13 protein-coding genes are annotated in these 14,688 nt (G+C 35.4%); 9 read left to right on the forward strand and 4 right to left on the reverse strand.

Annotated features, from left to right (window positions below):
• The first annotated feature begins 317 nt into the window (after positions 1 to 317).
• Together IEV77_RS12460 and IEV77_RS12465 are read left to right on the forward strand one after the other, a co-directional pair.
• A complete protein-coding gene (locus IEV77_RS12460; protein WP_188465330.1) occupies positions 318 to 1,595 on the forward strand; it encodes a DUF2130 domain-containing protein in 1,278 nt (425 codons plus the stop codon).
• Positions 1,596 to 1,713: 118 nt separating this feature from the next.
• On the forward strand, positions 1,714 to 2,346 hold the full coding sequence (locus IEV77_RS12465) for a LysE family translocator (RefSeq protein ID WP_188465332.1): 633 nt from the start codon (positions 1,714 to 1,716) through the stop codon (positions 2,344 to 2,346).
• A gap of 4 nt (positions 2,347 to 2,350) precedes the next feature.
• Here IEV77_RS12465 and IEV77_RS12470 read toward each other — a convergent pair whose 3' ends face one another.
• Together IEV77_RS12470 and IEV77_RS12475 are read right to left on the reverse strand one after the other, a co-directional pair.
• A complete protein-coding gene (locus IEV77_RS12470) occupies positions 2,351 to 4,642 on the reverse strand; it encodes a TonB-dependent receptor (RefSeq protein WP_188465334.1) in 2,292 nt (763 codons plus the stop codon).
• Between the two features lie 36 nt (positions 4,643 to 4,678).
• Entirely contained in the window at positions 4,679 to 5,974 is a 1,296-nt protein-coding gene (locus IEV77_RS12475; RefSeq protein WP_188465335.1) for a PQQ-dependent sugar dehydrogenase, read from the reverse strand.
• A gap of 202 nt (positions 5,975 to 6,176) precedes the next feature.
• On the opposite strand from IEV77_RS12475, the gene IEV77_RS12480 reads away from it, so the two are divergent.
• Complete coding sequence (locus tag IEV77_RS12480; protein WP_188465337.1) at positions 6,177 to 6,623, forward strand: hypothetical protein; 447 nt, start codon at positions 6,177 to 6,179, stop codon at positions 6,621 to 6,623.
• A gap of 94 nt (positions 6,624 to 6,717) precedes the next feature.
• The gene (locus tag IEV77_RS12485) at positions 6,718 to 6,981 is read left to right on the forward strand and encodes a SemiSWEET family sugar transporter (protein WP_188465339.1); all 264 of its coding nucleotides are present in this window, start codon (positions 6,718 to 6,720) and stop codon (positions 6,979 to 6,981) included.
• Between the two features lie 31 nt (positions 6,982 to 7,012).
• Here the strand turns inward: IEV77_RS12485 and IEV77_RS12490 are convergent, their stop codons facing one another.
• Positions 7,013 to 7,945 carry an AraC family transcriptional regulator gene (locus IEV77_RS12490; protein WP_188465341.1) on the reverse strand — a complete coding sequence of 311 codons (933 nt, stop codon included), beginning with the start codon at positions 7,943 to 7,945 and terminating at the stop codon, positions 7,013 to 7,015.
• A 172-nt stretch (positions 7,946 to 8,117) separates the two neighbouring features.
• Here IEV77_RS12490 and IEV77_RS12495 point away from each other — a divergent pair, with 172 nt between their 5' ends.
• The 5 genes from IEV77_RS12495 (at position 8,118) to IEV77_RS12515 (ending at position 13,098) form a co-directional block, all read left to right on the forward strand.
• On the forward strand, positions 8,118 to 9,617 hold the full coding sequence (locus IEV77_RS12495; protein WP_188465343.1) for an aldehyde dehydrogenase family protein: 1,500 nt from the start codon (positions 8,118 to 8,120) through the stop codon (positions 9,615 to 9,617).
• Positions 9,618 to 9,685: 68 nt separating this feature from the next.
• Complete coding sequence (locus IEV77_RS12500) at positions 9,686 to 10,039, forward strand: DUF779 domain-containing protein (protein ID WP_188465345.1); 354 nt, start codon at positions 9,686 to 9,688, stop codon at positions 10,037 to 10,039.
• Between the two features lie 133 nt (positions 10,040 to 10,172).
• Complete coding sequence (locus IEV77_RS12505) at positions 10,173 to 11,348, forward strand: DmpA family aminopeptidase (protein WP_188465347.1); 1,176 nt, start codon at positions 10,173 to 10,175, stop codon at positions 11,346 to 11,348.
• A 344-nt stretch (positions 11,349 to 11,692) separates the two neighbouring features.
• Positions 11,693 to 12,244, forward strand: a complete 552-nt coding sequence (locus IEV77_RS12510) for a ferritin (RefSeq protein WP_188465349.1) — start codon at positions 11,693 to 11,695, stop codon at positions 12,242 to 12,244.
• 224 nt (positions 12,245 to 12,468) lie between these two features.
• Positions 12,469 to 13,098 (forward strand): hypothetical protein, encoded by a 630-nt coding sequence (locus IEV77_RS12515; protein ID WP_373282350.1) that lies wholly within the window; start codon positions 12,469 to 12,471, stop codon positions 13,096 to 13,098.
• Here IEV77_RS12515 and IEV77_RS12520 read toward each other — a convergent pair.
• Positions 13,082 to 14,608, reverse strand: a complete 1,527-nt coding sequence (locus IEV77_RS12520) for a GH3 family acyl-acid amido synthetase (protein ID WP_188465351.1) — start codon at positions 14,606 to 14,608, stop codon at positions 13,082 to 13,084. The genes IEV77_RS12515 and IEV77_RS12520 overlap by 17 nt on opposite strands.
• Between the last annotated feature and the right edge of the window lie 80 nt (positions 14,609 to 14,688).

The following is a 14,688-nucleotide window of genomic DNA, read 5'->3' on the forward strand; positions in this document are numbered from 1 at the left end:
TGTCTCTAAAAAACAGCCTATTGTAGATTAACAGGTCTAAAAACACTGTTCTTAAAAAAAAAATTAAACCTATCACATAGAATAAATATTTCGCTTATTTTGGTTTGAACAGGAGCACGTTTATAAAATTCTTTTTTCCTCTTACGGCTAACCGTAAAATAACAACTTAGAACTTGCTTAATTTCACTGATAAAATAGTATTAATTAAAATACTTCTTAGCACATTGAGGTATTTTAATTTAAAGCTTTTATATTAGTATTTTTGCTAAACTCTGATACATTTTCACTTTTGGTGAACCATTTAAAACAACTAGAATATGAACGAAATTATTTGTCCGAATTGTAAGAAAGCCTTTAAAGTTGATGAAGCTGGATTTGCAGACATTTTAAAGCAAGTGAGAGATCATCAATTTGAAGAAGAATTGAAGAATCGCCTAGAACTTGCTGAAAACGACAAAATAAATGCTGTAAAACTTGCTGAGGCCAATCTTAAAAATTTATTACAAGGACATCTTGTAAAAAAGGACAGGGAAATAAGTGATCTAAAAGCACAAAATGAACGTTCTCTTGCCGAGCAATTAGCCAAGAAAGAAGCTGAAATTTCTGAAATGAAATCGAAAATTCAAAACGCGGATATCGAACAGAGATTAAAAGTATCTGAAGCTATTAAGAGCATCGAAAAAGAGCGTGATACCTTAGCAAGTAACTTAAGAGTGAATGAAACTGAAAAGCAGTTATTAGAAAAATCGATTAATGAAAAGTTTAACGATAAGTTACTAGTAAAGGACGAAACCATCAAGATGAAAGATGATGAGATTGCCCGTTTAAAAGATTTTAAGCAGAAACTTTCTACCAAAATGATTGGGGAAACCTTGGAACAACATTGTGAGTCCGAATTCAACAAGCTTCGAGCTACAGCTTTCCAAAACGCATATTTTGAAAAAGATAATGATGCCAGAGGAGGTAATAAAGGGGATTTTATTTATAGAGAAACGGACGAGGCTGGGAATGAAATTATTTCCATAATGTTCGAAATGAAAAATGAGAACGATGAAACCGCTACCAAAAAGAAAAATGAAGACTTTTTTGCCAAACTGGATAAAGACCGAATAGAAAAAAAATGTGAATATGCCGTGCTTGTTTCCTTACTGGAAACGGACAACGAACTTTATAATACAGGCATTGTTGATGTGTCTTATAAGTTCAAAAAGATGTATGTGGTGAGGCCTCAATTTTTTATTCCTATAATCACTTTGCTTCGTAATGCCGCTATGAATTCCATGCAATACAAAGCAGAACTTAACTTAATTAGAAATCAGAATGTGGACATTACCAATTTTGAAGAAAAAATAGATGCCTTTAGAAAAGGGTTTGCTTATAACTATGATTTAGCGAGTAGGAAGTTTAAAACCGCTATTGATGAAATAGACAAAACCATTAGCCATCTTCAAAAAACGAAGGATGCACTGTTGTCTTCGGAAAACAATTTACGCTTAGCAAATAACAAGGCAGACGATTTAACTATTAAGAAATTAACCCATGGAAACCCAACTATGAAAGCACAATTTGACTCGCTTTCTGGTTCTGATGAATAACCCATAATTGGATACATTTTGGAAGCTCATTAGAAAAATCTGCTAATTAATAAGATTCCTGCCCTAGCATTAATATGCTTTTGCAGAACACCTATTTTAGAGTTAATTAAAGAAAAACATGTTCGGAATAATAAACTTTGAAGCTTTTTTAATTGCTGGACTGATTCTGAATCTGACTCCAGGAGCGGATACCATGTACATTCTTGGCAGAAGTATCTCTCAAGGTAAAAAGGCAGGTGTTTTATCCGCTTTGGGGATATCTACTGGAGCCATTTTCCATATCATTTTTGCCACTTTGGGCTTGTCTATTATTCTCGCTAAATCTGCAACCGCTTTCGAAATCGTTAAATATTTGGGAGCGGCTTATTTGATCTTTTTAGGCTTAAAAAGCATCTTTAAAAAAACGGAAGAATCTTTTGAGTTAAGTACAAAAGAAACCAAAGTCAACTATAAAAAAATTTATTTATCTGGCGTCCTTACTAATATATTGAATCCAAAAGTCGCCTTATTTTTTCTAGCTTTTTTACCGCAATTTATTGATCCGAACTATGGGCAAAGTTCCCTTTCCTTTCTCATATTGGGACTAACTTTTTTATTTACAGGAACTGTCTGGTGTCTGATTTTAGCTTTGTTTGCTTCAAAATTATCAGACAGGATTCGGAAAAACTATAGAATAAAAAGGGTGTTGGATAAGATTACAGGAGGCATTTTTATTGCGCTTGGCATCAAACTAGCCTTGATGAGAAAATAGGTTTTTAAATAGCATAGGCCATTTTAAACCCAGCAAACCAATTTCTAGGCATGCCTGGGTAAAAATAACGCGGTTCCGTATTACCAAATCCTACAGCGTTAATTAGAATGGAGGAAGCATAAGCTGTATTTGTAAAGTTATTAATCCCTGCATTTATTTCAAATGAAAGCTGTTTTGTGATGTTATTGTTATAAGATACTTTGGTGTTAAATACCGTATATTCATCTGAGGTTAATGTATTTGCATCGTCTAGTGGCATCTCTCCCACATATAGAAAATTGGTATAGAACTGAACATTTTTATAACCCAGATGTAAGCCACCATTCACTTTGTTATTTGGCACACCCGTGAGTTTGTTTCCAGAATAATCCAGATTTCCATCTACAAAATCTATAAATCTATTATCAGAAAACTCAGCATTTACATATGGTGAAAGCAGGAATCCATTGGCAAATATTTCTGTATACGACAAAGATAATTCGATGCCTTTGTGTTGTGTTTTACCTGCATTTCGACCCACATATTGATCTTCGCCAACACGGTCTGCCACAAGCAGGTTCTCAATATCCAATAAGTAGCCTGCGAGTTGTATCTGTAATTTGTTTTTGAAGAAAAAGGCTTTGGTACCAACTTCATAATTAATTCCTGTTTCAGGACCTAAATCTGGATTCACGAGTCCTTCGGGCGTTAGAGTTTCTTCGAGAGAAGGATAATTAAAGCCGCGACTGATACTTACATACCCTTCAACACTTGGATTGAAACGATATAAGATGTTCATGTTGGGAGCAAAAATAGGGTCGAAATTTCGATCTGTACTTCTATTCTGTTCGCCCATATTAAAATGGTCTATAAATTGGTAGTTTGTGCTGTTAAAATTCAAACCAAACTGCGCTTCTAACTTATTGGTAAAAGGTAAGGTGATGGTTGCAAAGACATTTAAGTTATTCCGTTTTTCTTGATTATTGCTCAACAATTCTCCTTCTAAACTGCCATTTCCGTTATTAGTCTCGTATAGATTTCCTAAGGTTTTCCAGTGATACTGATCCCTGTAAAGTTCGCCACCAAAGCTCAAATTGGCTACTTTCTTTAAAAATTGAAAGTCTTTTGCAAAGAGGGTTCTAGCACCATAGCCATTGGTATATTCATCTAAAATATTAAAAGGTCGTGGTTCGTAGTGATCCAAATAGGAGTAAAAAACAGAGGTGGTATTGCTAAAATCATCCGTAAAACGGTGGGTATAATTTAAGCCTGTTAACAATTGTTTGTTATCTTCATAGCCCTGTGCTTCATTCCAGGTATAGGCTGCTTGAGATGGATCTTCTTCAAAAGCCGTTTTACCTATGGAGCTTGATATTTGCGCCACATAAGCGTTATAATTAAACAAAAAACCTATATCGTTTTTATCATTTATGCGATAATTGGACGTAAGCAATACCGCATTTCGATTGTAGTTACTGTTCTCTCGAAACCCATCGGATTCGAAATGGTCGTAGTTCAAATTAAGAGATACTTTTTCGTTAGCAGTTGCAACAGACACATTGTTTTTTAACATCCCAAAACTGCCTAAAGTCAGACTACTTTCAAAATAAGTTTCACCTGCTTGGGCTTGTTTTGAATTAAGTAATAAGGTGCCACCCAAATTGGTACCGTATTGGGTAGCTTTCGGACCTTTAACAATCTCTAAGCTTTCAATATCTTCTGGATTAAAGGCATCTATTGCTGTTTCACCTATGCCATTTGTAATAGGAATGCCGTTAAAATAACCTCGAATTTTATTGGTGCCATATAAGGTTCTAGAACCCACACCGCGAATAACTATGCGATTGGTATTTATGGCGCCACTTTGGATATAAACTCCTGGGATTTCGTTTATAGCTAAAGTTAAATCTGTAGGACTAAATTCTTTTAATTTTTGAGATGAAATCTTAGCCGTAGGAATAATCACTTGACTTTCCTTTTGGTAGGTGGAAGATAAAATAATTTCATCTAGGTCTTGGGTATTATCTAAGGCAACTAGCCTGATTAGGCTAAAAGCTTTAACCAAAGTAACTGTTTTTACATCATAATTGAAATGCTTTAGTTCAATTATAATAGGAAGCTGATAGACTTCTGGCAAGGTAAATTCACCTTCTTCATTGGTTTCAGTAATCTTTTTATCGTCTAAAAAAATAGCAACTCCTGAGATAGGAATTTTAGAAATATCTGTAACTAAACCACTCGGATTTTGAGCGATTAAAGGGTTTAATATGACGGTTAAAAAAATAACCGTCATTAATTTACATGCTTTAAATATCATAACATTTTAGGCATTGCCTATTAAAAAAACGGGTAGCTACTTGTTATAACTTACTTTCCAGATGGTATTTCCTGCATCGTCGTTCACCAGCAAATCCCCTGAAGGGGTAACCGTTACTGCAACCGGCCTACCATAAACATCTGTTTCGCTATTTTTAGCAATAAATCCGGTAAGAAAATCTTCTGGTTCTCCAGTTGGTTTTCCATTTTCAAACGGAATAAAAACAACCCGATACCCTGAAAGTACCGAACGATTCCAAGAGCCGTGTTGGCCAACAAACATACCATTTTTGTACTTAGCAGGAAAACGATTTTTGTTATAAAAACTAAGACCTAAAGAAGCCGTATGCGGACCAACAGAAACATCTGGCACGAGCGTTTTAGCAACAAGCTCTGGAGCTTTCCCTTTTAATCTCGGGTCTTCAATCTTTCCATAATAAGCATAAGGCCAACCATAAAAGGCTCCTTCTTTAACACTAGTTACATAATCCGGCACTAGATTATCTCCAAGTTCGTCGCGTTCGTTTACAACCGTCCAAAGTTCTCCATTGGCAGGATTCCAATCCATACCTACTGGGTTCCTAAGACCACTGGCATAAATTTTTTCATTTTGTCCGTTTAAATCCACCTCTAAAATATTGGCACGTCTAATTTCTTCGTCCATCCCGTATTCCCCTACATTACTAGAGGAACCTACAGAAATATAAATTTTGTCTTGGGCTTTGTTGCTAATAATATTACGGGTCCAATGGTGGTTATAACCTCCAGCAGGGAGATTCACTATTTTCTCACCTTCAGAAGGTTTTAACTTCATTTGGCCTGTTTTATAAGGATACTTATAAAGGCCGTCTGTATTAGCCACATAAAAATAATCACCAATAATCAGCATGCCTAAAGGTTGTTTGAGATCATCGAGAAAGGTTTCACGAATTTCAAAAGTTCCATCGGCGTTTGAATCTCTTAACAAGGTAATCAGTCCGGCGCTACCTTTTGTGTTTGCTTCACATACAAACATATCTCCATTGGGACCAATATAAGTCCATCTCGGATTTTTAAAGCCATCTGCTAATTTAGTAACCGTAAAACCTTCAGGAGCCATTGGCATGGTACCTTCTGGCCAAGCTACTAGTTTGTTCACATTTACAGTGGATTCTGTAGCGTAAGGTTTGGGTAGAATTAATGGCCCAATGGCTGTTTGAACTGTATCTGCTGGTTTTTGAGATATCATCTCTTTTTCACCATCAGAAACTTTCATGTCTTTCTCTTCTTTTGTTTTACAAGCAAGGAAAGACATCATGATTAAACTGAGGAATAGGAGTTTGTTTATTTTCATTGTATTTGGTTTTTTATAAAAATAAAGAATTCCATTTGTGTTTATTGACTCAATCGTTAGAATAAATAACTTAAACAGTTTAAGCATGACGCTGTTGAAGTTTTGTTAGTTTTCAAATCCTTAGCATCAAAAATTAATTGATTTGAGCTAATAAATGAGATGATTCAGAATTATATTTAAAAATAATTTAAACATTTTTATTATGAAAACTAGGTATACTATATTAGCCCTTAGCATTTTGGTACTTGGGGTATCTTGTAAAAACGAATCGCCCAATCACAGCACAGCAGATACTGAGAACCCAATGAATGAACAGATAACCAAAACGACTAATTATAAAGAAGAAGGCAATTTTGAAGAGGAGGTATATACCCATGAGGCCATAACAGATAGTATCAACGAGCATTGGAATCTGGATGATCCCGAAAGACAGCAAGGTTTATATTCCAACTTTGAAATGACAACCAAGCAACAACAAGATTATGAAAAGGCTTTACAAGCTTGGCTAGAATCAGATATGGAGAATCCTTACGACAAACTATCGGCTAGTGAACGTATTGATGCAGAAAACATTATTTTAAAACCTATTTTAGATGAATCGCAATACACTCGTTATAAGGCGTGGGCAAAGGAGAATGACAAAAGATAGTGTGTTGTTACACCCTTATCCTTAGTATAGTAGACCCGTAAAGGCTTCTCAGCTATTTAGTTATCAAGGATTTCTAATTTTGATTTTATAAACCATGACTTTAGAGGAAATTATAGGTGTTTTTGCTGGTATATTTACGACCATAGCCGTGTTGCCACAAATTATCAAGGCAGTAAAAACTAAGAAAGTTGAAGATGTGAGTCCGGTTATGTTTGGAATTCTATGCTTAGGCGTGGGCCTATGGACCGTATATGGCATTTTTAAAATGGATTGGCCCATTATTATAACCAATGGCATTTCTTTTATTTTTAATGGGATTATGTTAGGGATTGTTTTGAATTCGCAGAGTAAAAACTAGACGACCAATACAAGTCAGATTAGAACAACTCTTATTTTAAAATCTTAGGCGAAGCTACCGACTTTTTAAATTGCTGAGGCGTCATTAATTCCATTTTCTTGAATTGTCTATTAAAATAACTCGTGTTATTAAAGCCAGATTTAAAAGCAATATCAGACATTCTAAAATCTTTAGATTCTTTGATGAGTTTTTTTGAGAATTTGATTTTTTCAGAATTGATATAATCTATAGGAGAAACGCCCAAAGTATTTTTAAACTGCTTATGAAAATGAGACGTACTCATGTAGGCTTTTTTAGCCAACACATCCACATTAATATCCTTATCAGTTAAATTATCTTTAATAAATTTAATGACAGTTCCTATTCGAGTATCATTAAAAATCTGATTGAAATCATTCATAATTAAAGACTTTGCCTTGGTTTGTAGCAGTCTAACAATTAATTCTTGAATCATTAAATCCAATAAAACATCTTTGGATTTGTTATTATTAGTGAAGGTGTAAGTTAAACGTTCTATTAAATGATTGACATCTGTATTGTTTATTAAATGAGAGGTTGTTTCGTTTAATTCCCAGGTATTATTTTCATTTTCAATGGCTACATGCTGATTAAACTTATCCACCACCTCGTCAATTTTAAAGGTGTCTATCCCCAAAGCCAAACATTGAGTTGGTTGGTCTTTTGTTGCGATTGGAAAGTCTATAATCATCTCCTTATTGGTTGGCATGACTACAGATTCGCCTGGAAAAAAATCGAAAGCTTCAAAACCATCCAAATGCATGATTTTTTTACCGGTAAGCATGCTCGCTATAATAGGAAAACCAAAGGTAAGCGAGACTTTTTCGGCAACGGCATGCGTCTCATAGATATTAAGCTCAGCATAATCAGCACTATAGGTGGTTCTATTCTCCACTAAAGTGGTAAGTTTTCTAGTATTTCTATGCTCGGTTAATAAAGACTTCATGTTCAATAATACAAAAAAATGGGATTAATAATAAGATATAATAGATATGTTCTAAAATATAGTAATTATGTTCAAGATAATTCGAATATGATAAAATAACTTTATCAAAACTAAAGATAATCTATTTTTAAGAATAAAAATTTAACTATTTAACAATTAAATAACATTTTATATGAGTTATTCAAAACCTAAGTTTAAAGAGAAATACGGCAATTTTATTAACGGAAAATTTGTTGAACCTATTGGAGGGCAATATTTTGACAATACCTCGCCCATTGATAATAGTTTTATTGCAAAGTATCCTCGCTCACAAAAAGAAGATGTTGAGATGGCTTTGGATGCTGCCAATGCCGCAAAAGAAGCTTGGGGAAATACCTCAGCAACCGAAAGATCGACCTTATTAAATAAAGTAGCTGATATTATAGAAGCACATTTAGAAGAATTCGCGCTTATTGAAACCTGCGATAACGGAAAACCCATTCGTGAAACTTTAAATGCAGATATTCCTTTAGCTGTAGATCATTGGCGCTATTTCGCGGCTTGTATTCGTTCTGAAGAAGGAAGCGCAACCGAGTTAGACCAGAATACCTTATCCATGAATATTAAGGAGCCTTTAGGTGTTATTGGCCAGATTATTCCGTGGAATTTTCCGTTATTAATGTTATCCTGGAAATTACCTCCAGCTTTAGTAACCGGGAACTGCGTGGTTTTAAAACCAGCAGAACAAACGCCTTCATCGGCTACCTTTTTAATGGAAAAAATTGCAGATGTGTTTCCTCCTGGCGTGGTAAACATTGTTCATGGGTTTGGACCAGAAGCAGGAAAACCTTTAGCATCCAGCTCTAAAGTAGATAAAGTTGCTTTTACTGGAGAAACCACTACAGGACAATTAATCATGCAATATGCTTCTAAAAACCTAAATCCGGTGACTATGGAATTAGGTGGGAAATCGCCTAACGTTTTCTTTAATTCGGTTATGGATGAAGACGATGCTTTTTTAGATAAGGCTATTGAAGGCGCTGTGTTATTTGCTTTTAACAAAGGTGAAGTTTGTACCTGCCCTTCTAGATTATTAGTACAAGAAGATATTTACGATGCCTTTATGGCACGTGTTATAGAAAGAACTAATGCCATTATTCAGGACAATCCCTACGATATCAATACCATGGTTGGCGCCCAAGCTTCTAATGACCAGTATGAAAAAATACAATCTTATTTTAAAATAGGAAAAGATGAAGGAGCCAAAGTATTAACGGGAGGTTCTGCAAATAAGTTAGAAGGTAATCTAGCAAACGGTTTTTATATTCAACCCACTATTTTAGAAGGTCATAATAAAATGCGTGTGTTTCAAGAAGAAATTTTCGGACCGGTACTTTGTGTGACTAAATTTAAAGATGAAGCTGAGGCAATAGAAATTGCCAACGACACCCTTTACGGACTTGGAGCAGGTGTTTGGACGCGAGATGCACACCAATTATACCAAATTCCTAGAGCAATAAAAGCCGGGCGTGTTTGGGTGAATTGCTACCATGCTTACCCTGCACATGCTCCATTTGGAGGCTATAAAAAATCAGGGTTTGGAAGAGAAAATCATGTGATGATGCTTAATTACTACCGTCAGACCAAAAACATGTTAATTTCTTACGATAAAAACAAATTAGGTTTCTTTTAAATATTATTTATTAATAGCACTAAAGGCTGAATTGTTTAAAGATTCAGCTTTTTTAATACCTTTAACTTATGGAACGCATAGCAATTACAGAAGAAGCAACAAAAATATTAGAACAATTAAAAACAAAACATGGCGATTTGATTTTTCATCAAAGTGGAGGCTGTTGTGATGGCTCTGCTCCTATGCTTTTTGAAAAAGGCGATATGTATTTAGATGAAAGTGACATTCTTTTAGGCACTCTAAACGGGGTCAATTTCTATATGAATCAAGATCAGTTCGCATATTGGAAACACACCCATCTAACTGTAGATATTACTGAAGGTAGAGGCGCCAGTTTTTCTTTAGAAATACCTCTGGGTTTGCGATTTTTAATTCACTCCAGACTTTTAACAGAAGAAGAAAATACTGCTTTAAATAAATAACAGTTCATAGTTTCATCACCTATTCGGAAAAATCTACAGAATTCCCAATGCTGAATTTAATTTATTAACTTAGCATTTCACCAACTTAAGGTACTCATATTCAAATGAATTCGCCTTATCTAAACCAACCCACATGAAAACTCTCTTTCTATTTTTGGCAATAGCACTTATTGCTTTCCAATCTTACAGTCAAAAACCAAGAGCTAGAGATTTGGGCGTGCCCTTTGTTGGCACCCCAGGGAATTTTAATGCCATAACAGATGTTCAAGGCGTGGAAGTGGGTTATAGCACGATCATTTCAGGAAAAGGAGAAAACGTGGTTGGCAAAGGCCCTATACGAACTGGAGTAACCGCCATTTTCCCTAGAGGAAAAGCGAAAAAATTCAGTCCGGTGTATGCCAACTGGTACAGCCTGAATGGCAATGGCGAAATGACAGGAACCACATGGGTTACCGAATCAGGTTTTTTAGAAACGCCTATCATGATTACCAATACCAATAGTGTCGGGGTAGTTCGTGACGCCGTATTAAAATGGTACGTGGATACCGATTGGTATAGTGGCGAAGATTGGTGGTATACCTATCCTGTAGTAGCCGAAACTTATGATGGTTTTTTAAATGACATCTATGGGTTTCATGTAAAGGAAACACATGTTTTAGAAGCTATTAATAATTCAAGTGGCGGACAAATTGCTGAAGGAAATGTTGGTGGAGGTACCGGGATGATGTGTTTGGGTTATAAAGGAGGTACCGGCACCTCTTCCAGAGTTTTTAAAATAAAAGATTCAACTTATACCGTTGGAGCTATTGTACAATCAAATTTTGGAGCCAAAAGAAACTTATCCATTGCAGGTGTACCTGTTGGAATAGCATTAAAAGACACTTTAAATTATGAATATCATGCCCCACCAAAATCTAGAAGACAAGAAGGAGACGGCTCCATTATTGTGATAATTGCAACAGATGTGCCATTGTTACCTCATCAATTAAAACGCATTGCTCAAAGAATTCCTTTGGGAGTTGGGATTGTTGGAGGTCGCGGGAGTAATGGCTCTGGAGATATCTTTTTAGCTTTCTCTACGGCAAATGAAAAGGCCTTTAATAGGGATGAAACAATTCGTGTCCAATCTTTACCTAACGATCAACTGATGCCTGTTTTTGAAGCCACTGTTCAAGCTGTAGAAGAAGCCATTATCAATGCCATGATTGCCGCAGAAACCATGGAAGGCATTAATGGAAATAAGGCTTATGCCCTACCTCATGATTTGCTTATTGAAACTTTGAAAAAATATAATCGCATAGAGGATTAGTTGGTTGTTGGTTGTTGGTTGTTGGTTGTTGGTTGTTGGTTGTTAGTTGTTAGTTGTTAGTTGTTAGTTGTTAGTTGTTAGTTGTTAGTTGAATTTAAGTTTTATAATTTAAATTGGCTACCAAGTGAGTTTTTTGTTTAAGAAAACGTCTTTCCTTAAAAAGTTTGAATTTTGCAAACTATTTATAGTGGTCTATGGTCAAAAAACGAATCGTTTTTATCTGAGATATAATTCAATTACCCTATAAACTCGGATTCCTTTAAAATCCATTTGCGTTAAGATTTGAATCTAAACAGTTCAATAAAACAGGCAAAGAGTCTTAATTTAGTATCAAATTAAGACTTATGGATACCAATAGATTATCGAAAAAAATACAGACTGTTTTAAATAGTCAAATGACAAAAGAAGCGGAAGCCGCACAAATATATTTATCTTACGGATGTTGGGCTGATAGTGAAGGCTTTGGTGGCATAGCCAATTATTTTTTTAGACATTGCCAAGAGGAACGCGAACACATGATGAAATTTATGCAATATATTCTGGAGCGCGGTGGTACTGTTAAAGTAGAAGCCATAAAAGCACCTCCAGCAAACCCTAAAAATTTACAAGATTGTTTTGAGAAAACCTTTAAGCACGAAGTTGAAAATACAACAGCCATTTATAACATAGTCAATCTGGCCCATGAAGAAAAAGACTGGGCAACCTATAATTTTGGACAATGGTTTGTTAAAGAACAAATTGAAGAAGAAAAACTAGTTATGGGCTTATTAGATAGATTGAAGATTGCTGGCGGTCCAAAAGCATCGGACGAATCCTTGTTTGCATTAGACATGCAATTAGGAAAGGAACCAGATTCCGCTACCTTAGCAAGAGATGTTGCTGTTGAAAAACCTTAAAAATTACGAAGATTCAAATATGAAAAGCAAGCATTCCAGCTTGCTTTTTTGTATTATTGGAATCCAATAAAAGCTATCGTTTGTGGAATAGTATAAGCGTTAGATAGGATTCGATTTTTTTTATAAATTTTCTTATCAAGTAAGCCTATTAACAAGACAACCCATGTTAATATTTATTTAAACGCTGCGCTGGTCCAAAAAATTTTCGTTATACTATAGACACAATGAAATTATTTCTATTACTCATTTTATTTATGATCTCAACCAAAGAATACGCACAGATGCAAGTTCCTACTTCCATTGAAAATGAAGCAAAAACTGCCTTAGCTTTTTATCCAGAACTGAAGAATGTTGCAATCGACATCCGATTTAAGAAAAACATTAAGAAATCGACCATGCAAGCGCAGCCTAAATTTAGTAGTCTGTTGAAATCTAAAAAGCATCGCGAATATGTGATCTTGATTAGTGAGAAATTTAAGATTTCGGATAAAGAATTTTCAACCAAAGACATTCCTTCGGATATTCTAATAGGATGGATTGGTCATGAACTAGGACATATTATGGATTACCAACATAGAAGTAATTTAAATCTAATTTGGTTTGGAGTTAAATACCTTCTTTCAGACAACCATATTATTGAAGCTGAACGCGCGGCTGATACTTATGCCGTTTCTAGTGGCATGGAAAGTTACATTTTGAAAACTAAGGATTTTATCCTGAATAATTCAGATATCACACCTTCCTACAAACTACGTATAGAGAAATATTATTTATCTCCAGAAGAAATTATGGATATTGTTAACGAACGTGATGGCGTGGTGCCTGAAGAAGCTGCCTCTACAACTGCGAATTAACAAAATCTTCCCATAGCTGGAATTTTTCTTCGTTCATAACACGCTCCATTTTAACCTGTCCTCCTTTTTTCTTATTGGAAGCATTCCACTCATAAAAAATAGCTGGGGGAATCAATTTAACGCGAACTCCTTTTAAAGCCTTACTTCTTGCCACTTTATAATTTTTATTAGCTTCTTTTAATGAAGCATCTAGCGCATTTGCTACAGCTTCAGGATCTAAAGAATCTTCATTCCCAATATACCAACAATGATAGAATTCATCATCTTCGCAACGTTTGGCACAAATGGTATATTCAGGAATTTTTGTATCGAATTTCGCCTCCAATTCCTGCATGGCATCATCCATTTTATTAACGGATAACTGCGACCCTACTGTGTTTAGAAAAAACTTGGTACGTCCCGTAATTTTTATTTCAGCGCGTGCCACATCCGTAAATTCAATAGTATCGCCAATTTCATAGCGCCAAGCCCCACTAACGGTACTGATAATTAAAACATAGTCCTGATGTAATTCTACATCTTTTAAGCTGATAGAAGGTGCGTCTGAAACCAACGAACCATCTTCCTTTATATATTCTGGTTTAAAGGGTACAAATTCAAAATAAATGCCGTTATCTGTTACCAATTGCATGGCATCTGTTTCTGGTCTCGCCTGAAAAGCCATAAACCCTTCAGAAGCCAAATAGGTATCAATAATAGTAATGGGATGCCCCAAGAGTGCATTAAAACTCTTTTCGTAAGGACTAAAAGCCACACCTCCAGAAGTGAATACTTGAAGGTTTGGCCAAATATCATGAATGTGATTTAGTTTGTGATGTGAAATGACTTTTTGCAACATTAATTCCATCCAAGACGGAATCCCACTTAGAGCTCCAATATCCCAATTCCTAGCGTTTTCAGCAATGTGTTGCACGCGCTCATCCCAGTCGTCAATCTTGGCAATATCTTCGCCCGGCTTGTAATACCCTTTAAACCAAAAAGGAATGTTACTAGCCGTAATACCACTAATTTCACCTTCCAAATGGTTGTCCTTTTCTTGTAAATTGGTAGAACTTCCAAGCATCATGATTTCTTTTTCGAAAAAATCGGCTTCAAAATCAAAATGACTTAAGGCAAATACCTGATTGATTCCAGCCTGCTTAATGGCTTCCACCATATCGTCCGTTACAGGAATGCGTTTGCTGGTTTTACCTGTGGTTCCAGAGCTAAGGGCAAAATATTTAGGATGCCCCGGCCAAGTGACATTATCTGCTTCTTCCTGAAACTTATACCACCATTCTTCATGGATTTTATTGTAATCGAAATAAGGGATCTTCTCAGAAAATGCTTTCGCTATATTCTCAGATTCGAGGATGGTTTTAAAGTTGTAGTAGTTTCCAAATTCAGTGTCTTTTGCTGTGTTAAGCAATTGTTTTAGCACCTCATTTTGGGCTTCAACAGGATTAACCTCTGAACTAAGAGACTCTTTAATGTCAATGACACCTTTAATAATGTTTCCGAGAATAGCCATATGATAAATTTACACGTGTGAATATCAAATTTACAAAATAAATCAATATTTAAAAAAATCTCTGGTCGTCATAATGATAA

Source organism: Xanthomarina arctica, assembly GCF_014638915.1.
Classification (GTDB): Bacteria; Bacteroidota; Bacteroidia; order Flavobacteriales; family Flavobacteriaceae; genus Xanthomarina; species Xanthomarina arctica.

Coding starts and splice junctions, on each gene's coding strand:
- IEV77_RS12475 (WP_188465335.1), bottom strand. CDS start 5,974: ATGAAAATAAACAAACTCCTATTCCTCAGTTTAATCATGATGTCTTTC.
- IEV77_RS12485 (WP_188465339.1), top strand. CDS start 6,718: ATGACTTTAGAGGAAATTATAGGTGTTTTTGCTGGTATATTTACGACC.
- IEV77_RS12490 (WP_188465341.1), bottom strand. CDS start 7,945: ATGAAGTCTTTATTAACCGAGCATAGAAATACTAGAAAACTTACCACT.
- IEV77_RS12520 (WP_188465351.1), bottom strand. CDS start 14,608: ATGGCTATTCTCGGAAACATTATTAAAGGTGTCATTGACATTAAAGAG.
- IEV77_RS12505 (WP_188465347.1), top strand. CDS start 10,173: ATGAAAACTCTCTTTCTATTTTTGGCAATAGCACTTATTGCTTTCCAA.
- IEV77_RS12515 (WP_373282350.1), top strand. CDS start 12,469: ATGAAATTATTTCTATTACTCATTTTATTTATGATCTCAACCAAAGAA.
- IEV77_RS12480 (WP_188465337.1), top strand. CDS start 6,177: ATGAAAACTAGGTATACTATATTAGCCCTTAGCATTTTGGTACTTGGG.
- IEV77_RS12460 (WP_188465330.1), top strand. CDS start 318: ATGAACGAAATTATTTGTCCGAATTGTAAGAAAGCCTTTAAAGTTGAT.
- IEV77_RS12510 (WP_188465349.1), top strand. CDS start 11,693: ATGGATACCAATAGATTATCGAAAAAAATACAGACTGTTTTAAATAGT.
- IEV77_RS12465 (WP_188465332.1), top strand. CDS start 1,714: ATGTTCGGAATAATAAACTTTGAAGCTTTTTTAATTGCTGGACTGATT.
- IEV77_RS12495 (WP_188465343.1), top strand. CDS start 8,118: ATGAGTTATTCAAAACCTAAGTTTAAAGAGAAATACGGCAATTTTATT.
- IEV77_RS12500 (WP_188465345.1), top strand. CDS start 9,686: ATGGAACGCATAGCAATTACAGAAGAAGCAACAAAAATATTAGAACAA.
- IEV77_RS12470 (WP_188465334.1), bottom strand. CDS start 4,642: ATGATATTTAAAGCATGTAAATTAATGACGGTTATTTTTTTAACCGTC.